Origin of the sequence: Nocardia uniformis NBRC 13702 (assembly GCF_001613345.1) — a bacterium.
GTDB classification, from domain to species: Bacteria; Actinomycetota; Actinomycetes; order Mycobacteriales; family Mycobacteriaceae; genus Nocardia; species Nocardia uniformis.
Window position 1 is genome coordinate 24,917 of sequence record NZ_BDCE01000032.1, and the last position, 21,796, is coordinate 46,712.

General features: G+C 63.3%; 19 protein-coding genes and 1 pseudogene. 10 read left to right on the forward strand and 10 right to left on the reverse strand.

Annotation, left to right across the window (positions count from 1 at the left end; translation table 11 throughout):
* Positions 1–22 precede the first annotated feature (22 nt).
* Positions 23–376, forward strand: a complete 354-nt coding sequence (locus tag NU1_RS08870; RefSeq protein ID WP_212761736.1) for an SbtR family transcriptional regulator — start codon at positions 23–25, stop codon at positions 374–376.
* A gap of 71 nt (positions 377–447) precedes the next feature.
* Positions 448–606 (forward strand): annotated as a pseudogene (locus tag NU1_RS43105) (DUF4442 domain-containing protein); the annotation flags it as partial.
* Between the two features lie 52 nt (positions 607–658).
* Here the strand turns inward: NU1_RS43105 and NU1_RS43110 are convergent.
* Both NU1_RS43110 and NU1_RS08875 read right to left on the reverse strand, forming a co-directional pair.
* A complete protein-coding gene (locus NU1_RS43110) occupies positions 659–802 on the reverse strand; it encodes a hypothetical protein (RefSeq protein ID WP_245720013.1) in 144 nt (47 codons plus the stop codon).
* A complete protein-coding gene (locus NU1_RS08875; protein ID WP_169815021.1) occupies positions 802–1,377 on the reverse strand; it encodes an ADP-ribosyltransferase in 576 nt (191 codons plus the stop codon). Before NU1_RS08875 ends, NU1_RS43110 begins: the two co-directional genes overlap by 1 nt.
* A 383-nt stretch (positions 1,378–1,760) precedes the next feature.
* Between NU1_RS08875 and NU1_RS08880 the strand changes: the two genes are divergently transcribed.
* Positions 1,761–5,045, forward strand: a complete 3,285-nt coding sequence (locus NU1_RS08880) for a HEAT repeat domain-containing protein (RefSeq protein ID WP_157552055.1) — start codon at positions 1,761–1,763, stop codon at positions 5,043–5,045.
* A 227-nt stretch (positions 5,046–5,272) separates the two neighbouring features.
* On the opposite strand, the gene NU1_RS08885 is transcribed toward NU1_RS08880, so the two are convergent.
* From NU1_RS08885 to NU1_RS08895, 3 genes are all read right to left on the reverse strand, one after another.
* Complete coding sequence (locus NU1_RS08885; protein ID WP_067519270.1) at positions 5,273–5,956, reverse strand: hypothetical protein; 684 nt, start codon at positions 5,954–5,956, stop codon at positions 5,273–5,275.
* Complete coding sequence (locus NU1_RS08890; RefSeq protein ID WP_157552056.1) at positions 5,953–6,675, reverse strand: hypothetical protein; 723 nt, start codon at positions 6,673–6,675, stop codon at positions 5,953–5,955. Before NU1_RS08890 ends, NU1_RS08885 begins: the two co-directional genes overlap by 4 nt.
* Before the next feature lie 191 nt (positions 6,676–6,866).
* Positions 6,867–7,061, reverse strand: coding sequence for a hypothetical protein (locus NU1_RS08895; protein ID WP_067519273.1), 195 nt, complete (start codon positions 7,059–7,061; stop codon positions 6,867–6,869).
* A gap of 733 nt (positions 7,062–7,794) precedes the next feature.
* Here NU1_RS08895 and NU1_RS08900 point away from each other — a divergent pair.
* Both NU1_RS08900 and NU1_RS42700 read left to right on the forward strand, forming a co-directional pair.
* Entirely contained in the window at positions 7,795–8,502 is a 708-nt protein-coding gene (locus NU1_RS08900; protein WP_157552057.1) for a hypothetical protein, read from the forward strand.
* Between the two features lie 71 nt (positions 8,503–8,573).
* Complete coding sequence (locus NU1_RS42700; RefSeq protein WP_067519277.1) at positions 8,574–10,877, forward strand: UvrD-helicase domain-containing protein; 2,304 nt, start codon at positions 8,574–8,576, stop codon at positions 10,875–10,877.
* 193 nt (positions 10,878–11,070) lie between these two features.
* Here the strand turns inward: NU1_RS42700 and fabG are convergent, their stop codons facing one another.
* Together fabG and NU1_RS08915 are read right to left on the reverse strand one after the other, a co-directional pair.
* Complete coding sequence (gene fabG, locus NU1_RS08910; protein WP_067519279.1) at positions 11,071–11,769, reverse strand: 3-oxoacyl-ACP reductase FabG; 699 nt, start codon at positions 11,767–11,769, stop codon at positions 11,071–11,073.
* 43 nt (positions 11,770–11,812) lie between these two features.
* On the reverse strand, positions 11,813–12,754 hold the full coding sequence (locus NU1_RS08915) for a hypothetical protein (protein ID WP_245720014.1): 942 nt from the start codon (positions 12,752–12,754) through the stop codon (positions 11,813–11,815).
* 961 nt (positions 12,755–13,715) lie between these two features.
* On the opposite strand from NU1_RS08915, the gene NU1_RS08920 reads away from it, so the two are divergent.
* The gene (locus NU1_RS08920) at positions 13,716–13,952 is read left to right on the forward strand and encodes a FitA-like ribbon-helix-helix domain-containing protein (RefSeq protein WP_067519283.1); all 237 of its coding nucleotides are present in this window, start codon (positions 13,716–13,718) and stop codon (positions 13,950–13,952) included.
* Positions 13,949–14,353 carry a type II toxin-antitoxin system VapC family toxin gene (locus tag NU1_RS08925; protein WP_067519285.1) on the forward strand — a complete coding sequence of 135 codons (405 nt, stop codon included), beginning with the start codon at positions 13,949–13,951 and terminating at the stop codon, positions 14,351–14,353. The genes NU1_RS08920 and NU1_RS08925 overlap by 4 nt, the downstream gene beginning before the upstream one ends.
* A gap of 55 nt (positions 14,354–14,408) precedes the next feature.
* On the opposite strand, the gene NU1_RS08930 is transcribed toward NU1_RS08925, so the two are convergent.
* Positions 14,409–15,587: a Fic family protein gene (locus NU1_RS08930; RefSeq protein ID WP_067519286.1), complete on the reverse strand. Its 1,179-nt coding sequence runs from the start codon at positions 15,585–15,587 to the stop codon at positions 14,409–14,411.
* Between the two features lie 810 nt (positions 15,588–16,397).
* On the opposite strand from NU1_RS08930, the gene NU1_RS08935 reads away from it, so the two are divergent.
* The 3 genes from NU1_RS08935 to NU1_RS08955 all read left to right on the forward strand — a co-directional run bounded on the left by NU1_RS08935 (position 16,398) and on the right by NU1_RS08955 (position 20,041).
* Positions 16,398–17,330 (forward strand): HNH endonuclease, encoded by a 933-nt coding sequence (locus tag NU1_RS08935; protein ID WP_067519288.1) that lies wholly within the window; start codon positions 16,398–16,400, stop codon positions 17,328–17,330.
* 1,397 nt (positions 17,331–18,727) lie between these two features.
* Positions 18,728–19,174 (forward strand): DUF4442 domain-containing protein, encoded by a 447-nt coding sequence (locus NU1_RS08950; RefSeq protein ID WP_169815023.1) that lies wholly within the window; start codon positions 18,728–18,730, stop codon positions 19,172–19,174.
* Positions 19,175–19,375: 201 nt separating this feature from the next.
* Positions 19,376–20,041 carry a class I SAM-dependent methyltransferase gene (locus NU1_RS08955; RefSeq protein WP_067519295.1) on the forward strand — a complete coding sequence of 222 codons (666 nt, stop codon included), beginning with the start codon at positions 19,376–19,378 and terminating at the stop codon, positions 20,039–20,041.
* Between the two features lie 25 nt (positions 20,042–20,066).
* On the opposite strand, the gene NU1_RS08960 is transcribed toward NU1_RS08955, so the two are convergent.
* Positions 20,067–20,447: a DUF397 domain-containing protein gene (locus NU1_RS08960; protein ID WP_067519297.1), complete on the reverse strand. Its 381-nt coding sequence runs from the start codon at positions 20,445–20,447 to the stop codon at positions 20,067–20,069.
* Positions 20,448–20,457: 10 nt separating this feature from the next.
* Positions 20,458–21,312: a helix-turn-helix domain-containing protein gene (locus NU1_RS08965; RefSeq protein ID WP_067519298.1), complete on the reverse strand. Its 855-nt coding sequence runs from the start codon at positions 21,310–21,312 to the stop codon at positions 20,458–20,460.
* Positions 21,313–21,796: the final 484 nt, after the last annotated feature.

A 21,796-nucleotide genomic window follows, 5' to 3' on the forward strand; every position in this document is an offset into this window, starting at 1 on the left:
GGCAGGCACCAACCTGTTCGGCATGCAGGTGGGCGACCGAGGTTTCAGTGACTTCCTCTCCCGCCGCTTCACTCACAGCGCCGAGACCGAGCGCATCCACGACCAGATGTCCCAACAGATTGTCGACGTGCTCACCCGAGCCCAAGAAGCCGGCCGAGTTCGCCCCGACATCGCCCAGGCCGACATTATCAATCTGATTTGGTCCATCGGCCGGATCATCGACGCCACCAGCGCCACGGCGCCCACGGCCTGGCGGCGCAACCTCTATCTCATGCTCGATGCCTACCGGGCTGAGCGGGCACACTCGATTCCCGAGCCGCCGATGACGGACGAGCAGCTCTATGACGCCATGGTCCATCTCAGCAAGGCGAAGTAGGGGCAACCGGTCTGCCGTACGGTCAGCCCACCATCCCAACACGATGGCCGCCACGTCGTTTACCGGCTCTCATCCCAGGTCAATCCGATCAACGGGTTGTCTCGAGCTCAGCGGCGCGAGACCGTACGAGCAATCGTCCTTGGAACCGCAACCACAACGGGGCGGCGTTCGGCGGCACACTCTTCTCGATGACCGACCCGTTCTTCGGGATGATGGCGCTCGGGCAGCTCGGGAACGACAGGACCGTGCCCGATCACGCGTCCGCGCCAGACTCCGATGATGCTACTTGGCTGTGCGGGCCGGTGTGGGGCGCGGCGGCAGCTTGCGCCCAAGAATCTTCTCGGCCTCGCGTCGGCGCTCAGCGATCTGCTCCGGAGTGAGTTTCACCCGGGTGACGCGCAGTGTTCCCTGTGTCAGCGCACTCATCACTCGCCTCCTCGCACGATTGCCTTGATGCGCAACATGCTACGCGCCTCATCCCACTCGACGCCAACGACGAAGAGGGTGCGCGCGTCGATTACCAGGACTTCTCTTTCCTTGGGCTCCTGGGCAAGGTCTCCCAAACGCAGGGCCGGAACGCCAGCCTGAACGATCAAATCCAAGATTATCGGGTTGACGCGGGTGTACGAGCGTGGAGGGTTGGCCGAACCGGAGGTCGACAGGAACCCATGATGAATAATGTCTTCGTCGATCAGCGCGAAGGCCGAGTCTTCATCGACGATGCCGTATTCCGCGGCCTCTGCCTCACGGGTGACGCGGACCGCGGTCTCTAGCGGATACTTCGCCAGGCCCGATCTGATCAAGCGAATGCGGCGCTCGTTCGTCGGCGTCATCTCGATCTGGCCCCACAACGCCTTGTTGATGACGTCGTGCGCGTTGTATGTGTAGGCGTGGATGACATCTGCCTCGTCGGCTGTGAGCCGGTCAGGTCGCTGCCCAGCCAATGCCGCTTCTGCCAGCGGAATCGCATCGAATCCGTACTCGTCGCCCTCGTACGTCACTCCCGGATTGTGCGGCATCACCAGTCACAGCGGTAATCCGGTACCCATTCGAGCGGGGCGCGGCCGAATTACAGGTGTGTGGTGACCACATACGATTCGGCGAGCGGGTGCTCTGCGCACTCTCCCAGTCGAATAGGACACCCGCACAGGCCGTTTCGACGAAAGCGAGGGGTAGTCGTGGGGTTGGTTCGAATAGAACAGGTCAGCCTGCGATGAGCAGCTCCACCAAATGGGACCAGGACACCTACTGTCGCCGGGTCGGCGAGGAGGCTCGTACCAATGGTTCGGACAAGCGTGCGCACACCATCCCCTGGTGCGCACGCTGCACCACGTAATCGCTGACAACGGCGGCCGTAGGTGAACCTCGCGGTACCGTGGCCCACGTGACTGCGAGGGGAAGCCTGCTGGAAGAGGTCGCGGAGCTGTCAGTGCCGCAGCGGCGCGGGGCGATCGCACGGGAAGCTCGGCGGCTTGCGGGGACACCCGAGCTGGACCGGCTGCTGAATGAGCTGTCGGCCGGTGGCCGCTACGAACGGCAGACCGCCATTCATATGGCAGTGATCACTGGTGCGCGCAATCACCTACTGACCCAGCTCGATTCGGAAGATCCGGAGTGCGCCGGCCGGGCATTGACGGCGTTGATCCGGATGGGTGTCGAGCCCGACCTGGTTGTGGATCGGGTACCGGGATTATCGGATCGGTTACGCACCCGGGTGTTCCGTGCCCTGAGCCGCGGTGACCGGGAGCAATTGGCCGATGCGCTGCTGTGGCCGATGCGCGGGTCCTTCGGTGATGGCGCGGCGGCGCGGGTGTTGCCGTTCTGTTCGCGGGCGGTGGTGGCCGAGTTACTGCCCGAGTTGGCGTACGCGGTGCCGAATTGGATTGTCCTGGGCCGCAGGCATTTCGGTGTGGTGTTCGACCTTGTGGGCTCGCGTGCACCGGGTGCCGGTCGGGATGAATGGTGCGAGCTGTGGCGGTGGCTCACCGCGGATGTCGACACGGCGGCGCGCTACGATCCGAGGCTGCTGCTCGAAGTAGCCGCACAGGCGGTCGCGTATGTGCCTGTCGCCGAGCTGAATCCGGTGGCGGGGATGCTGGCCCGCTACGACGCCGCGGCTGTTTACGCACTGATCAGGCATCCGAGCGGCCATGGCCGCGGACTGGCCGGGACCACGCTGTGGAAGGCCATGGGGGCGTTGCCCGATGACCGGCTGCGCGAACTCTACGCCGCCTGCGCACCCCGCGAGCGATACCGGCTATTGCGTACCGTGCCGCCGCAGCGGCGGGCGGTGATCGCGAGGCCGCTGCTCGCCCGGCCCGGCATCGCGCCGGGCGATGTCGATGTGCTCGCGTTCGACGCGCTGCCCCGTTCCGACCGCGCCGCCCTTGCCCGGGAACTGCTGGCCCGTCCCGGCGGATCGGATGTGCCCGAGGTCGCTGAGCTGCTCACGGCCCGGCTGCCCTGGAGCGCGGCGAAACCGGTGCTGGCCGAAGCGATCGGGCGTTCCAGCGCCGAGGAGCGGGCGCGGGCGTACCCGCTGCTGGTCACGGCTGCTGCCGGGAGTCGCGACTCCGCGGTGGTCGGTGAACTCCTGGACCTCCTGCGTCGGCTGCGCAACGAACAAGATCCGGTGCGCCGCAACGCCTTACATGCCGTGACCACCATCCCGATGGGATTGCTGTCCGCCGACCATGTGCCAGCGCTCGAACAGTTGGCACTGGACGCCCTGCAGGCCCGCGACTGCTCCTATCAAACGATGTCCACGATCGGTGTCCTCGCCCGCACTCTGCTCAGACGCGGTGCACAGACCGACGACATGGCCTTCACCGAGGCCGCGCTGCGCCTCGCGACCCGGCTCGCCGAGCAGACGAGGCCATGGAATCTCTATGGCCTGCATCATGATCTGCCGCGCGGGGCCGAACATCGGCTGTTCGCCACGCTGCGTGTCCGCCTGGACGACGATGCCGCCCGCGACCGCTGGGATCTGGCCTTGGAATTGTGCGGCGGCCTGGGAAGACGAGCCCACGGCATCCCGGAATTGCAGCGCCTGATGGTGCGTGCCTGCGCGGCACACGATGACGGGACGGTCCGGCGCGCGGTCCTGCTGGCACTGGACAATCCCGTTACTCGTGACCGCCATCTCGACGAGATGTTACGCAGCGACCGATCCCTCGTCGCCCTACCGGCGGTGCAGAACCTCATTGCCCGGCGTCGCACTGATCTGCTCACCGCGCTGTTGAGCGAATCGACCCCCGGCCGATTCCTGTCGAGGAAGATCCGTTTCGTCCCGATGCTCCTGACCGGATTCGATCGCTGGGCACCGCACCACGTCGACCGGTATGCGGGCCTGCTGGACAGCCTCGCCCGGCACAAAAAGGCATCGATCGGTGAGCGCGCCGCCGCGGTTCGCCAATTGGGTTGGCTGCCAGGCAGTTTCGATAGGCTGCTGGCCTATGTCGGCACGGACGAGCTCACGGTGGTCGAGGCCGCGCTCACCGCGCTCGGCCGCAGCGACGAACCCGAGCGCGCCCTTGCTGTGCTGGCCGAGCACGTCGACACCGATCGTGCTCGGGTCGCGGTTAGCGGCATCGCCGTATGTGCTCGTGCGGTCCCGCCGCAGCGGCTCAGCCACACCGTTGCGCCCCTGATCGATTCACGCAAGGTCACCTCAGTGAAGGAGGGCGTGCGGGTGCTCGCGATGCTGCACGCCCCCGACGCCATGCCGACCATTCACGCGCTGTGGGATCGGCACGACGTGCACCGGGACATCCGCCGCGCTGCGGTGTTCTCGACCCGCTGGCTCCTCGACCATGAGGAAGCGTGGCAACTCCTGGGCGAGGCGGCCACCGACCCGGAGGTGGCCGGTGCCGTTCTCGATATCGCGCCCCCGTGGCTGTCTGTGCCGCAGCGACGGCGTTTCGCCACCTTCCTGCGCGAACTGGCCGCGGTCTCAGATCATCGGGTGGCCGGCCAAGCCCTGAATGCCTTGACCCGTTGGTATCGCTGGTCGCCGCCGGACACCAGTGACGTGCTGGTGGACCGGCTGAGCGATCTCTCCGAATCGGGTCTGTGGATGACCGCGATGCGGGCGCTGCTCGATGGTGTAGCCGCTGACGGTGACCCCGCCGTGATCGCGGCCGTCGACCGGCTGCTCCACGCCACCGCCACCCTTCCGGGCCGTGATCTGCCTGCCCGCCAACGGCTTTCCACGCTGCTGAAGTGGCTTGGACCGGCATTGCGCAATCATGATGTAGCCCGCCCCGTCGCCGCGCCGGTCATCGACCTGCTCACCGCCGACCCGCTGTGGCATGAGCAAGTCATCGACCTCACCCTTGCCGCGGTTCGATGGACCGAACCGGAGCAGACCATCGACGCTCTCACTGGGCTGTCGGCCGTCGCGACCGGGGCCCTCACCGGTCATCCCGCGAGTAGGTTGGCCGATCGGGTCGCCCACGACCTCGAAAAGATCCCCGCCGAGGCACTGGCACCGATCGCCGCAGGACTCGCCGCGAGCTCCGCCGCCCTGGCCGCCGTGGATCTGATCGCACAGTGTGGCAACAAATTCGGCTGGACACCTCCATGGCCAGAACTACTCGCCGACTTGCGCTCGCACACCGACATCGACGTCCGCCGCGCTGCCCACTCCGTGTACACGGCACCCGAATAACCCTGGAGGCTACCTCCTGCCGTTTACTCACGGTTCGAATAAGCGACTCAACGCATTGAAGCCGCAGGTCTATGACCTGCGACTTCGGCTAGAGAGCTTCGAACTGCACGCCAGGATGATTCAAGGGAACCACGACCGGTGATATCTCCGCTGCCATGGCGCTGTGAGCCGTGCCGGCACCGGCGTCGACCGTCTGCTGAAGTGCCTACGATGACCGCACGGAACCGCTACGAAACACGCCTGGTCGCAACCCAATTCCGGAGGACGGTCTCGAGATAGGAGCGCAGTCGCTCGGCGGCCGGTGATATCGGGGTCACCTCATCGAAGCACATGCCGCTCTTTCGCTTGGCGATCAGTTTCGTGATGTTGTCTCGCCCTTTGGCCGGGAACACCAGATTGCAGTTCGCCTTCGTCAGCTCGGCGCTCAGCCCCACAAACCCTCGCCCGACACCCAGTTCCGGAGAGGCACTGTAGTTCTTCGCCTCGATCGCCGCGATGAGCTTGCTCTGCTTCGGGTGGGCACCTGATTGCCGACTGCGGTCCGCCTCATCGCGTTCGAGGATCGCGACGTCACATTCATGGGCGACACCCGAACTGCCGGCCACCTTGACTCCGAGGTGTATCTCGATCGTTTCCCGTATCTCCGGAAACAAGACTCGCACGTATGTGAAGCCAGGCGCCCACAGGTTCCCCGGTGAGCATCGGAACCGAACCTGTGTCGTGGCGGTCATGCCGTCGTAGGTGATCATCGAGTTGCCGCCCGCAGCGTGTGCAGCCTCGACGGCGATGTAGAGCAGAGCGGCCTCGTACAGGTCGGACTCCTTCGCGAATCCTCGATAGCTCGCGTGGAGAACCCCCAGCGAACGCTCGACGAACTGAATCAGCTCGACCTTCCCAACCCCCGCTTTCATCGAGATCCCAGCAACGCCAGTGCCTGCTCCAAATCCTCGAGCGCCCTAGCCATCTCACCGATCGGCGGCATCTGATCCGCCGACACTGTCAGTAGATTTTCGCCGGTGTCCGGCGAGGCGAAAGTGATGCGGTATCCCTGCCCGGCACGGTCTGCGTCAGCGCCGAAGAATCCGGCGATTCGCTCGCGTGATTCAATCGCTGTTCTGGTGGCAGTGACCAAAGCGGTGAGCAGGATCTCCAGCTTTTCGTCGTCGGAGAATTTGCGGGTCGTGATCTCGGTAGATCTCGCATTGGCCTTCATGTACACGAACGAGCGTTGGTCCTCGGCCGGGATGTCCAGCCCCGCAGCCACGTCGGCCTTGATCTGCGCAGCCACATCAGGAAACAACTCGGAAACCTGCACGATCAAAGTCTCGTAAGCTTCACCGCTGCCCTCCACCACACCCCCTATCCTGCGAAGCCCTGGTTCCGCCGACGCGCGATCGTACCGCGGGGCCGAGACTTTGCCCAGCTGTGAGGCTTTCACCAATCCACAGCGCCGACCGAACTCGACTCCACAGGCCTGCCTGTGAGGTGGGACGCAGTGCGTCTCGGCGATCTCTGCGACATCAAGATTGGGCCGTCCCAGCTCAAGAAATCCGACATTGCCGCCGGTGACGACGGCGTACTCCCGGTCCTCCGGCCACGCGATCTTCATCTGCGTCGGATCGACACCCACGGCATGGACCGGACGACGCAGCCACCTGGCTGGGCCGCAGGACCTTTGGATTCTCGTCGACCGCCGATTGGCGATTTTCACTTCGTAGTTCTCGGCAGTCGCTGCCGGAAGGTACAGGTTGCGGCCTGCCCCCAATTCCCCGTCCTGTCGCGCCCTTGGGCTCGTGCGGCCATTGATTATCTCGGCGGGGATCAGGTAGATCCGGACGGTTGCCTCACCGTGAAGGCAACCTTCGCATCGACGGTCATCCCCGCGCCGCGCACATCTATCAGCGGCGCGTTACCGCCCGCCACCGCGTGTTCGGATCGAGCGAGTGCAGATAGTCGGCGATTGTTCGCCTCCGCGAAGATGGCATCAAGGTTCGGAACCTCCCAATACTCGGTCATGACAACATCACTGCCTGACGTATCGATACACCGTCTGCGAATACGTTGACCCGCAACGTTTCACATCTCGACAACGGACGGCCGAGCGCCGTCAATGGTCGGGTTCACTCGAGCAGTGGATCTGGCGAGTGTGGATTCGTATCGGGCGAATGGCTCGGCAGAAGGGGCGCTCACCGCAGCTGCCGCCGCGCCACAGGTGGGGTGGCACCCAACGGTGATCTTCCTTGCGATCGTCATACAGCCGGAACAGGTGGCCGATCAGCACCAATATCGTTTCAGCACAACATATCTCACTACTCCGACATTGACTCGAGCTGTCGAGCCGACAGCTCCCCTCAGCTCGTTGCTCCCGTCACCCTGCTGCGCGGTGCTTACACGTCGGGATCCGTGCCGCACCGGAATCCGCCGAAATGGCTGTTCGGCTCCGGATTTTCGATAATCTGAGTAGTGGATGTGGTGTTCGTGGTCGGTCGGGGCGGGTGGCTGACACACAGGGAAGTTTTCCATGGTCAGTTGCACAGGTTCTCGTTGCCGATATGCGGTTGGACCAACGTGCGTATGTGGTTGCGGCGGCGCAAACCATGGCATGGACCGACTGTTCTGGGCATACGCACGGATCCCCGAGAAGTATCGGCCGACCGGATTCGATGAGCTGAGCCCTGCTGATGTGCAGCGGCATGAAGGGACCGCGGTAGCGCGGGCTGATGAGGCGCGGAAGTGTTGGCTCTCATCGGTGGTGAGCCCACTGGAGTGCGGCCCTGCGGACGACCGCCCGAAATTCACCAACGTGATGGGGCGAGCGGGGGTACGCAATGCCACCGACAACGAAGCGATCCGGTGGCTGGTCGATAATCCGACAGCGCTCCTGGACGTGAAGTTCCTGGCCGAGCAGATCGGTGGGGCGGCCGAAGACCTCCTGAAAGCGCTGCCGAAAAAGGGCCAGCGGAGACGGCTTGCCGACCACTTCTGGTGCGATGTGGTCGGCGCATTGGCATGGGTACTGGCGGAAATAGACGGGGCGATCGAGAAACTCCGCAACAAGGCCATCGACTGGCTCGTCGACGAGGTATGGAAGAGCTTTCGATGCTCCCGGGACGCCGACTGGGGCGGCACGCCGAACGGCAGGCGGCAGCCGGGACCGAGCCGCGCCGAGCGTGATCGGGATGAAAGCGTCGCCGACACTGTGCTGAAGGAGGCGATCAAGTCGCTGCTTCAGAAGGTCTGCGATGGGCTGTGGGCGAAGCAGATCACCTTCGATGCACTGATCTTGAAGCTTCGGTTACTCGCCATCTGGCTATGTCCGGATGTCCTGGCGCACCGGCTGGTCTGGGAGCATTGCTGGGTCCCCCTCACGCGTGGATGGACGGAAGCCTACGTCCTGGAACTCCTCGAAGGCGTCTTCCCCGGGTTCGGCGTCGGCCCCGAAGGCGAGGGACCCTGAAACCTGTACTGCACGTGGAAGATCGGTCCGCGGCCATTCTGTTAGCGCCGCGAAGAGTCAGCGTTGATGGCATGATCGCCAAGGGTGTCGCAGAGCAGGGGGTGTGCGTGAGCGGGTCATCGGTCAGGCAGACGGAAGAACAGCGGACTTCGGTCGCGGCGTTCGTTCGGGGCGATCACCTGGCCATCCAGGCCGGTGCTGGTACAGGCAAGACGACCACGCTGAGGATGCTAGCGACGGCTACCTCCCAGCGTGGGCTCTATATCGCATTCAACCGCGCCATCGCCGACGACGCGAAGAGAAGTTTCTCCCACAATATCGAGTGTCGTACCGCGCACTCGTTGGCTTTCCAAACGTATGGACGGCGTTACAGTGCACGCCTGAATGCTCCCCGCATCCCCTCGCGAGAAGTCGCTGCCGGACTCGGCATCCGCGGAGACATGCGCATCGGAGGCCGCAAGGTCAGCCCGCTCGCGCGGTCCTATGCGGCGATGCGCACCGTACTGCGGTTCTGCTACTCCGCAGACGACATCATTGGGGTCCACCACGTACCTCGGATGCGCGGACTCGACAGCGCTGACAACCATCAGGCGCTCATCGAGGCTGTGCTGCCGTTCGCCAACAAGGCGTGGACCGATATCCAAAATCCTGATACCGGCACGGTGCGATTCGAGCACGATCACTACCTGAAGCTCTGGGCACTCAGCCGTCCGGTGCTCGAGCACGACTTCATCCTTCTCGACGAGGCCCAGGACACGAACCCCGTAATCGACCAGGTCTTCAACGCCCAACGCAGCGCGGCGCAACTCGTCATGGTGGGCGACTCGGCCCAGGCGATCTACGGCTGGCGCGGCGCGCAGGACGTCATGACCGACTTCGACGGTACGAAACTCGGTCTGACTCAATCATTTCGGTTCGGCCCTGCCGTCGCCGAGGAAGCCAACCGCTGGCTATCGATTGTCGACGCACCGATCCGGCTCAGTGGCTACGACCCAATCGCCACATCGGTAGGACCCGTCGAGCTCTCGGACGCGATCCTGTGCCGAACGAACGCCGGCGCGATGCGGGAGGTCTTGAGCGCATTGGAGGTCGGCACGACAGTCGCCATGGTCGGCGGAGGCGGGCAGTTACGCTCACTAGCCGAAGCCGCCCACGATCTGCAGGCCGGCCGCAAGACTACTCACCCCGAGTTGTTCCTGTTCTCCTCTTGGGGCGAGGTTCAGGACTACGCCGCGCAAGACCCTTCCGGCTCCGACCTCTACTCGTTCGTGGAGCTGATCGATGAGCACGGTGTGGATGCCATCCTCGAAGCCGTCGGGCGTCTCAGCGACGAACGCCACGCCCAGGTGACTATCTCCACCGCTCATAAGGCCAAGGGCCGTGAGTGGAATACGGTCCGCATCGCCGACGACTTTTCCGAGCCCGGCGAAGATGACGATGGACAGCCGAGTCCCATCGACGACGCTGACGCACGCTTGGCTTACGTCGCCGTGACCCGCGCCAGAACGCGCCTGGATCTCGGTGGCCTGTCCTGGATACAGGATCATCCCGAGGGACAACCTCGCGGTGTCCGACCCGACGTCCCTCAACTGCTGCCCGGAGAGGACCGTGACTTCGGCACTGGCCTGTTCGTGGATCTGGTGCCGTCATCGTGCTGGTTCACCAATGTTCGTTCCTGCGTGGACAAGCGGGACTGGAATCGGTTGCGCCGCATGGTGAACGCTAGAGCCGGACATCGATGCGAGATCTGCGGCGCAACCAAGGACCCGGGTACTCGACGGTGGCTGGAGGCCCACGAACGGTGGGACTACGACCACACCCGCGCAATCCAGATCCTGCGGCGGATCATTCTGCTGTGCACAGACTGCCACCAGACCACTCACTTCGGATATGCACAGCTCACAGGGAACGAATCCCATGCCTTCAATCACCTGATGCGCGTCAACGGAATGGCGGCCGGCGAGGCGCGGCAGCACGTCGCGGACGCATTTCGCTTGTGGGAGCTTCGATCCGCCCGGGACTGGACCCTGGACCTGAGTATCCTGACCGGTGCAGGACTGACGGTCGTACGACCTCCCGAAGCCGCCGACCGAGAAGGAATCGCCATGCGGCAACTGGCCACTACGGACCGTCTTGACGGCAGCCACCGCCCCGAATCGAATCCATCAAAGCCTGCCTTCACGGTCGAGGACCGCCGTCAGGCGCATCCCAACTCCCACGCACGGTGGACCGCCGAAGAAGAAGCTAGGCTTATACGGAGGGCAGGACAAGGCGTGAGCCTCGAACGGCTGGTCAGCGAGTTCGGGCGAAACGCCAATGCGATCACCATCCGTCTGGAACGAAACGGCATCGTACCGCCAACATCACAGACATGACCAGTTCCCGGCGATCGGCCGTGATCCACGTTTGGCCCACAAATCGGGACCGTGCCGCAGCCTGGGTGGGTCAGTTCAACAAATTGCGCCTGGTGGCTGCCACAGCACTTCCCGCCGCGTGGGATCCTGACTCGGACGCTGATATCGAAGCATACGGCGCAGAGATGTTCCGCCCGAGGGCGTTCGGTTGCGCTCAGTGCCCCATGCCGATGCCACCATCGACATTGATGACCGTTCCCGTGATGTACGCCGCGCCCGGCGACAGCAGGAACGCCGCCGTAGCGGCAACCTCTTCCGGCTTTCCGAACCGACCGAGCGGGATATGGGACAGCGCCGTCTCTACGACTTTGTCGCTGACGCCTGCGGCCATATCGGTTTCGGTGAAACCGGGGGCGATCACATTCGAGGTAATGCCGCGGGAACCGAGTTCACGCGCCAGGGAGCGGGCGATACCGACGACTCCGGCCTTGGCGGCGGTGTAGTTGACCTGTCCGGGCATACCGGAGAGCCCGGAAGCGGACCCGATAATCACAATGCGCCCGTTGCGATGCTTGAGCATATTGCGGGTGGCCCGCTTGACGACCCGGAAGACGCCGGTGAGGTTGGTATCGATGACGCGCCCGAACTGATCGCTGGTCATGCGCATGATCAGGGTGTCGTCGGTAATACCGGCATTGGCGATTACGGCTTCGACCGGGCCGTCGGCCTGTTCGATGTGGGTGAACGCGGCATCGACCGAAGCGTCATCGGTGACATCGCACTGCACGGCGTGCACCCCCTCGGGAACAGCGGCACCGCGATGGGTTCCCCAGACGGTATGTCCCTCGGCCGCGAGATGGCTGGCGATCGCAGCTCCGATACCGCGGTTGGCTCCGGTGACGAGGACGCGCACGAGTTGACCTCCAAAGATCAGTTCGGTAGTGGGGATCGTGATTTCAGTCGGCTTGGTCTTCGACCAACAGGATGATGGCGACCGGGTCGCCGTGTCGTTCGCGAGCGGAGTGCAATGCGAAAGTCGAAGCGATGAACGGTTGATCATCAATTCGGATCTTCTGCTCCGCGCTCTCCGGAGACTGGGGGTTGGCCAGTTTGTCCAGGTCCACCTGCCCGAGCACATCGGCTATCCGCTGCTCGCCGAGCGGCGCCAGGCGGCCGACCGTCGTGATCGGAATCTTGTTCTTCGCCTCCACCAGCAGCAGGGTGGCCCGGCTGAAGCGAACGAGGGAGGCGATATTCGCCTCGACCTCACGCGATTGCAGTTTGAGGGTCAGTCCGTAGAGCGTGCGATGATCGTCGCGGCCGACGCGGAGTCTGCAACTCGACCACATGTGGACCCAATCCGTACCGCCGGGCCGCAGACTCCAGTGGCTCTGGATGAGCAGACCGTCATCGCCGGTGAGGGCGTCGTAGTAGCCGCCCACCATCGACCACGCGTCCTCCGGATTCAGCCAGGTGAACAGGTACTGCACATGGCGTTCCTCCCCCACCTCGCGGCCGTCACCGATCATGCTGGGATCGTCACCGCTGGTCCGCGTGGTCATCGCGGTCATATCGAGCACCCAGGCGTTGTAGGTCGGGCGTGGACCCGATGGACGGTGCGCCACCCAGACAACCAAGCCGACCGGTGTGCCGTCAGCCGCGTCGATTCGATGGGTATCGACAATCACCCCGTCGACGACAGGAAGTTCGCGCCCAGCCTGTGCCGCGTCGACCACCGCCCGGAACACCGTTTCGCCCGCGCGGTCGAAGCCGAGTTTGTTCGCGCAGCGGCGCAGTGGACGGGCGACGCGGTCGCCCGCCGCCGAATGAATGAACAGGTCGTCGGAGAGTTCGGTGCCGATGAGATCCACTGCGATCCACATCGCCGGTAATGCCATGCGGCAGAGCATAAGCGACCGACTCATCAGTAGGTTACTCGCGGGTTTGCTCCCACCCTGTGGTTCTCGTTGCGATTCCGCTGTCGCGATCAGGTCGCGACAGCGCCGGTCGGTGAGCGACTCTCTTCCGGAAGCAGGTGGCCCACAAACGTGGGTCTGCTTCCGGATGCTCAAAGGACCGGCTGTGACTCGATTCCCGTGGCGTACATCGCTAATGCGATGCGCCATACCCGATCACCCCTACCCTCGCGGACCACCCGTTGAACGCGCTGCGGAAGCTATCGCACGCGCGCGGCGGCGGGTGCTCGGATTGTGTACGTGGGTCGGAGGGGAGTCGACGTGCACAAACACCGCGCGCCCGCATGCCCGAGTGAGCACTTCTGCTGGACTGGTTCGTTCCACGGCGTCACGACGTCGATGATGTCGGGCGTCGATGAGCCTCGACCGCATCCTCAGCATAACGCTCGCCCCGCCAGCATCGAATTTTCTCAGCCTCGTACCTTGAGTTTTTCGCGGGCGTGCGAGTCGAGCATGTCGCCGATGACTGGACCTCGATCCGGGTGGCGCACCGCGTCCGTCCCTGGAACCACAACGGGGCGGCGTTCGGCGGCACACTATTCTAGCGACCAACTCCGGACATACCTTGGCCGGATGCGCCCAACGGGACGACCACGCTCCGACCGCTGAAACCCCCTTCCCTTTCGATGTGGCGACGCACGGAGGCGCACATCTAGTCCTGCTCACAGCGCAGGCAACTGTTCAGTGACGTCGATGGGTTCACCGTGCCTGGAGCCCACGCAGTTCAGGATGCCCAGTGCCGGTACGGCCTCGATCCATTCCGCATCCTTCGGAGCCGGTGAGGCAAGGGGAGACCGCGGACGGTCCTCGCCCAGTGCGTAGTCCCAATGAGCGGCCCGAGATCTCCGCACATGCGCATGCCATGCGCATGTAGCCTGTGGGCATGGCTGTTGCAATTCAAATCAAGGACGTACCCGAGGAAGTGCGGGACGCGATTGCCACCCGAGCCGCGGCCCGGGGCCAATCGACCCAGGTCTATCTCCGCGCACTGCTGGAACGAGAATTCCGCGCCGAGCGCCATAGACATCTCTTCGAGAGCCTGGTCGGGCGCCGGAGTCTGACCCTGACCGCCGAAGATGTCGTCGACGAGGTCCGGAGTGGACGCGAGGACGACGAGTGATCGTCGTCGACGCGAACGTCATGGTCATGGCATTGTCCAGTCCGTCGACGCAAGGCGACGCCGCGCGCGCGGCGATGCTCGCCGACGACGTCTGGATCGCCCCCGCACACATGCCCCTGGAGGTGTTGCGCACCCTGCGTAAGGCAGTCCTCGGCGACCGACTCACCGCCAAGGACGCCGACGCAGCAGTCGGAGCCCTCACCGCCATGCAGATCGAATTCATCGGAACCGATATCGCTCTGCTGCAAGCGGTTTGGGCCATGCGCCACAACGTCTCGGTCTACGACGCCGCCTACCTCGCCATCGCCGCCACACACGACGCCCCGCTCGTGACATTCGACGCCCGCCTCGCCAAAGCAGCCGAACAAGCGGCACCCAGTATCCGCGTCACCCTGCTCTGATCCAGCAGCGACAGCGTTCGACGCCGGGATCCGCCCTCTCTGGTCGCCCGGCAATTCACTCCGAACGCAACAGAACGGTGAGTACCCGGTCACATACGAACAGACGATTCCGCTGCTTACCCGAGGTCTCCCGCAATAATCCGTCGTCCACGAGATTCCCGACAGTCGTGTTCGCAGCCGTGAATGTGACACCGGTCAGCATCGCTGCGGTCTTCACATCGATCACCGGGTATCCGATCAATAGCTCTGCGATCTCTACAGCAGACCCCTTTCTTCCGCTAGCCCTGACCTGCGTCACCAACTCTTCACGGATCCGGAGAAGTTCACGGATTGCACCCAAACCTTCCCGGGCTTGAGCTTCGACCCCGTCCGCGAAGAATCGGATCCACACATTCCAGTCGCCGGTCACCGTGAGACCGAGTAGCTGGTCCTGATACTCACTCCGGCGCCGCTCGAAGTAGGGCGCAACATTGAGGGCAGCCCAACGTAGTTCCCTGGCACGCATCGTCTGAAGAATCGCAATCAGTCGCCCCAGTCGCCCATTACCATCACCGAACGGGTGCAGCGTCTCGAACTGGTAGTGGGCCAACGCCATTGCAGCGACAATCGGCATCCTCGTGTGATCAGCCACCCAATTCTCCCAAGCATCCATCCCCGAGGCGAGCTGGTCGCCTGGAGGGCAAGGAACGAAACGAGCCTCTTCGATGGGGCGTCGATGAGCGCCTATCGCGACCTGATGAGGGCGGATGTCTCCCGCATCGTCAGTGTCCCCGCTAGTGCCGTGAACGATGATCCGTTGCAACTCCCCAAGGAACGAGCGACCGATCCGGCGCTGCGCGATGTGCTGCACCGCGTACTCGGTCGCTTCCACATAGTTGCGGATCTCGCGCTGCTCATGCGACATTTGCCGGTCCTCGAGGAAGTCCGCTTCGAGGACCTCCTCAAAGGAAGCGTATGTGCCTTCCAGCGCTGAAGTGCTTCGAGCTTCGCGACGAATAATGGGTCGAACGATGATTTCTGGCCTCGGCAGCAGAGCCACCGCCTCGTCGAGTCGAGCGATCGCCATACCGGCCCGGGTGACGGCGTTGACCGCAGCAGGTGACATACCGAGCTGTTCAGGCAGGTCATCGGGAAGGTACGCCCAGTACGACCACTCCCTACTGGTCCGCGGATCCATGCCAGAGATGGGGACCAGTTGCCCGATTGGGGACTCTTTGAGAGCTTCCACGTCCATAATTGAAGTTTACCCGATCAAACTACAATAACAATGCGCAGTGTGCGCAACGGCTTCAATAACCGCTCAACCCATTGAAGTACGAGGGACCAACCTTCAATAACAGCCACACTCATTGAACCCACGAGCGGAGCAGCGCGCATCATCGACGGGTCTAACCCACCGCTCACGGAGAGGCAGGCATGTCTAGAAGACGCGAACACCACCACCGTCGTTACCAGCGAACTCAGGGACCAACACGAGTCGCCAACCCGCGCTAATCACTCTCGTCACGCTGATCGCATCAGTTGACTCCAGTATCAGGCCCTTGCGGGTTCGAACCGCCGCGAGCGCTATTGCTGCAGCTCAAGGACCTAGTCAGCATTCACGCAACATAGCGGAAAGAAGCCGCAGGTCGGTGACCTGCGACTCCTTTCAGGGTGGACCTAGCGGGACGTTATTCGAACCGCGCTGACCTGCGGAAACTCGAAGCCGCTCGGGCCGAGGTCGAGGTCATGGGCGCACCAGCGGGCTAGCGGCGACGCAAGCGAACGTCAAGTAAGAAGGCGGCATCGCGCACCCCACAGAAGGTCGAGCGACGACTGTCGAAGAGCACGATCGAGGAGTTGATCCAGGCCTTACCAGGACGGCTCCTCCTCTGCGGAACTCGCCACGCGCTATCGCGTATCCAAGAGCGCAGTCCTCACGCCACATGAGCGTGACGGGCACTCACGACGTCGCGCGTATCACCGCCTCGATTGCCACAGCGGTGCGAGTGATCATGAAGGGAGAACCTGCACGCCTTACGGATCTCCCTGCGAGACTGCGGATATGACGGTCGAAGCTCGGGATCGGAAGATCCTGTGGGCGCGCTCCCATAACGCGTGCGCGATCTGTAGACAGCCTCTGGTCCTGAACGCAACAGAGACCGACCGCGAGTCTGTCGTCGGCGACGAGGCACATATTGTTGCCCAATCCGGTGGCGGCCCACGAGCTGGGCTGATCCCGGTTTCGGAGCTAGACAAATACGACAACCTGATCCTCCTGTGCAAGGTCCACCACAAGCAGGTCGATGACCAGCCGATGTTCTTCACGGCCGAACGTCTTCGGCGACTGAAGGCCGACCACGAGCAGTGGGCAGCCCAGAAGTTCGAGGCTCCCGCCACAGAGGACATCAGGCAGTCGAACAACAGGACCGCCGGCGTCGGAGTCAAAGTCTCCGGGCGAGACGCCGCAGCGATTGATTGGGATCCTCAGCAGTCCGCGCGCGGCAATCCCACCGGCGGGTACGTGACTTTTGAAGGCCACCAAGGCATTTACTGGGTGCTGGTCGGGATTCTGCTACTCATGGCAGCGCTGGCGGCGACCGGAGTGATCGTAGGCGATGCTGCGTGGCGAATCGCATGCGTAGTTTTCATCGCGATCGATGTCGCTCTGATCATCGGGTTTTGGGGCTTGGCGATGCAGCCGGTTCGACTGGAGGTCGGTGTCGCCGGTGTCCAGACATTCTTTCCGAAGAACTCTGCCTGGATGCCCTGGGACCTAATCGACCGTATCGACGTCACTCGAATCGACGGCAATCTCGGCCTTGCGGCTTGGAGCAGGCACGCCGATGCCTATCCCACGGCCGGTGAGGAAGGCATGGGGGCGCACTACGTTCCGTCTCTGGGCGCCGTCACGTTGTGCCCGCTCGGCCCGCTTCGGGCTGGGCGGCGCGAGGTGGTCCGCGCCCTACAGTTCTACGGGCAGAATCGCTGCGCCTAAGGCAGCGTTGCGCCACCCCACTGCGCACTACGGGATCGCCGACCAGCCTGTAAGCCTCTCCGCAACGAGGACAGCCGCCACTCAGCACGACGCTGTCGCGCTCGGCCGCATCTGGTTTCGTCCTTATCGTGGCTGCCGGTCCGCGGCAACCCGCGATTCGTCGAGGAGCTCAGACTCCAACATTTCGACGAATGATGGCGGTGAATCTGGCGGAGTTCGCGGAGCCAGCGAACGCGCTTTGCCATTTGCCTCGATCAATGCTCGAGACGAGCAGGGCGAGCGCGGCGACTGCGTCTCTGCGCGCACCGATGAGCGCGGTGTCCGCCAGCCGCCAGGTCCGGATCTCGGTGGGGCTGATGAACTATTTCGAATAGCGTGGCCAGATCGATGACGTCCTTGTCGGCAAGCCGTTTTCGCCATGCAAGAGCCTTAAGGACCACAGCCGCTTCAACATCCGGTACCGGAACAGTGAATTCGACGGTTCCGCCCGCGAACAGATTCACCCGGGCATTTGCTATGACCGCGTCACCGGCCACAGCAAGGTGCAGACCGGGCGCTGAGTACCTCCCGAATGAGAAATGTCAAACAAGCTTACAAGAGTTTATCTCTACATGCTTGTTTGACATTATTTCAACAAGAGGGTAAGAGCACGAAAGCATGCGCGAACCAGCACCGTTTTGCTTCGAACAAGATCGGACGTTCGGCCGCTCACTCGAGGCACCACGCCATACGCTGGAGGAAACGTCTGGGAACCGGAATCACCGGCAAGACCGTCCGCGCGGCGACCATGACACTGCTGAGAGCGGCATAAGCCGAATATGGTGGAGGAGCGAGTGCGCTCGGCGATGAACGAGTATCGGCGGCGTACGAGAAGAACGCCGAATACTGGATCACGATCATCGCGACCGCCCGACCCCTATCAGACGCAGCTGACCGATCCCGCCCTTCTGGATCAGCGAAGTAGCAGTCACTTTCGACCCCTCCCTGCGCGAGGACGTCCTACACATCGGCGCATGGGACCGCGCGGACGGCCGCCGGGTGGATCAGCAGCCCCTCTCCCCCAGATGTGGACGAAACCTCGATCCGCCCATCACCCTGCTCCCCGTATCGGCTGCGGTGCTGGCCATCTGCGCCCCAGGCGGCGACGAGAGCCCAAGGTCAACTTCGTACGTCCGCTATTCCTGCTGCTGGAATGCGGACCGCACCAACCGATCCGCTGACTGGCTGCATCCATGACTAGCGCAGGCTGGCGCGACCGGTTCCTGTGAGACACGAACTTCGCGCACGTTGCAGATCTGAACTACTCTGCGGCAGAGTTGCCTGACTGAACAGCCACCGGCATGACCAGAATTGGGGGAACAATGCGGCTGCCTTCGCCACGCGTGTTTCGGTTCGCCATGAGCGCGTACCCGCCGTTATTTTTCGCCGGCGTGCGGGTCGCGAATGTCGCCGATGACTGGACCTCGATCCGAGTGGTGCACCGCGTCCGCCCCTGGAACCGCAACCACAACGGGGCGGCGTTCGGCGGCACACTATTCTCGATGACCGACCCGTTCTTCGGGATGATGGCGCTCGGGCAGCTCGGGAACGAATACCGGATCTGGAACACCACGGGTGCTATCGAATTTTTGGCGGCCGGGCGTGGGATCGTCACCGCGACAATGGAACTCGGTCGTGATCAAGTGGACGAAATCCGGCAGGCCACCCGTGAGGGCGACAAGTCGATCACCACCCATACCGCCGAGATCCATGATGCCGACGGGAAGTTGATTGCTCGCGCGACTCAGGACCTGTATGTCCGGCAGCTTCAGGTGAACTCGTCACCGCCTAGTCGGGTCAACTGAGCCACAACCTCCGGCAACGCGCGCCGGAACTCACCGCGCTCCGCATCCGTACAGCGACCTCGAACCCCCGAGCTCCACCGGCGACGTAGCCCGCGATCGTCGGGGGCAGTGGAGAGCTTTGGGGCGAGGGCAACCTCGGGCGTGGTCAGCGGACAGAACAAGAGGCTTCGGGTTGGTCGCTTCCGAGGGGGATGGACACCAATGATCGGCAAGGACGCGCTCCGCGCCGCAAAACCGTACACACCCACGTTTCTTGCGCTCTACGACCCGTGGGTAATCCGGCTGTCGAACCGATCCGCGTGGCGATGCCCGGCCGAGATCATGCTCGCGGCGTACAACAAGCATCTCGGCCATCGACATCTCGAGGTGGGTCCCGGGTCGGGCTGGTACCTGGTCAACGCCCAGCGGCCCGCCGAGTCCCTCATCACTTTGATGGATCTGAATCCAGCCCCTCTCTCGCACACACGAAAGCGGCTGCACAGCAAGGGGTGTCAGGTTCGAACTGTGACCGGCAACGTGCTCGATCCGGTACCCGACAGCGCGGGAACCGGCTTCGATTCCATCGGGCTGAACTTCGTGATGCACTGCGTGCCCGGCTCTTTCGCGCAGAAAGGGGTCGCGTTCACGCACCTGGCGCGCGTGCTCGCCGATGACGGGACGCTGTTCGGGGCGACGATCCTGAATCAGCGGCCACGCACTCTGTTCGGGCGGGCGCTGAGTGCCACCTACACCCGCGCCGGGGCATTCAACAATGCCGACGATAACTGCACCGGGCTGGAGTCGACATTGAGAGCAGCGTTCGCCTACGTGGAACTCACTGACGTAGGCGACGTCACGATGTTCACGACCCGGTATCCAATTCGCTGAATCGCGGCGAACTCCTGCTGGTCGGTCAGGCCGAGGCTAACGCGAATTCACCGGCGTGGATGCCCGCAGTAAACGCAGCCCACTCTTCCCGTGTGTAGGAAAGAGCAGTGCCGACCGCGTCCCGCAACGTTGTTACCCCGGTGGCGATGTCGTGCTGGATAGCGGGGATTCCCAAACGAGTATCATCGGATTCATCAGTGCCCGTGACGATTTCAAGGAAGACACCCCAGGTTTGGGTGGAGACGACAACGATCGGCCGGACGGCCTCGTCCCCGTCGTACTTGCTGTCGCGGATGAGAATTTCCCCGTCGCCGAACCGCACTTCGACACAGGCATTGCCGTGATCGGAGAAGGTGGATTTGAACCAGCCGGACGGCTTGGTTCGTGCGGTTTCGCGAACGTTCATACTTCGTACATTACCCACTGACGGAGGCCTTGATCAGGGCTAGAGAGTCGTCGGCGCTCAGCGTGTGGGTGAGGGCTTGACGGAAAGCGTAGGAAAGGCCGTTGACTTCGGACTGGTCTTCGATGATGTTGCCCTGCAACGCTGTTTCCGACCACTCCACCGTCGGCAGGTGCGTGCTGGGGAAGTCGAGCAGATGGTAGGTCGAGCCACCGAGCGCGGCGCCTTCGGCGGCGGTGAAGGGGATGACCCGGATCTCGATGGTGTCCGGATGATCCTCGATGAGCCGGACGAGGTGATGTAGCTGCTCGCGGAGCACGTCGGGGCCGCCGGTTTGCTGTATCAGGGCAGCTTGGCTGAAGACGGCCGTCAGGTGCAGCGGATCGTCGCCTGCCAGGCGGTGCTGTCGCTGCATACGGATCGCGAGATGCTGGTCGACTTCGAAGGGGCGAATCATGGTGTTGGCGGCGATGATTGCGCGAGCGTATCCCCGCGATTGCAGCAGCCCGGGGATCAGCAGACTGTTGTAGCAACGGATGCTCCGCGCGCCGTGTTCGAGCCCGAACAGCCGTTGCATTTCGGGGCTGAGTAGGGCGGGGTATTTCATCCACCAGCCGCGCTCTTTGAGCACTGCGCGTAGGGCGAGTAGTTCGTCCTGCTCGGCCTCATCGCAGCCGTAGATGTTGAGCAGCGCCCTGAGCTTGTCCTCGGTCAGGATCCTGGTGCCATTGCTCACCTGCGACCAATACGGACGCGAGATACCTACTGCGGCAATGATATCGGCGTCGTCGAACCCCGACTCCCCGCGCAACCGGTTCAGGCGCAGCTTGAGTTCCCACCGTGCGACGGTCGATGACATCGGTGCCATGCCCTGATCCTTCCTCACCCGCACGTGTAATGAGTCGATTCCGCATCCGAAATTACGACCAATGCTACATACGATGCAGAGTTCCCATGAGCATCTTGACTCTGCAAATGTTGCAAGTCTACCGTTGCATGTGTCGGGCATCACATCTGGACCCGGTTCTGCAGACCTCCGCAACCGCATCGTGACGGCCGACGCACTCCAACCACAGGGGGCCACAGCCCCCGACCTGCGGCACGAGGTGATGAAGGATGCAGCTCGTCTTGGGAACAGATACGAACCGGCCCTGTGCGTGGTACGTCGGCCATGAGTCGTGGTCGTTGCCCTGGCTACGGGGGCGCACGGTTTCCACTGCCGTCGCGACTGCGGCACTTCGGGCTGCGGAAATTCTCACGGCCGACCGACCACCCGATCGTCAGGAATGGGGCGAAATCCACCACGCGGCGCGCCTCCTAGGAGTGTCGACCCGTGAACTCGCCGATCAGGG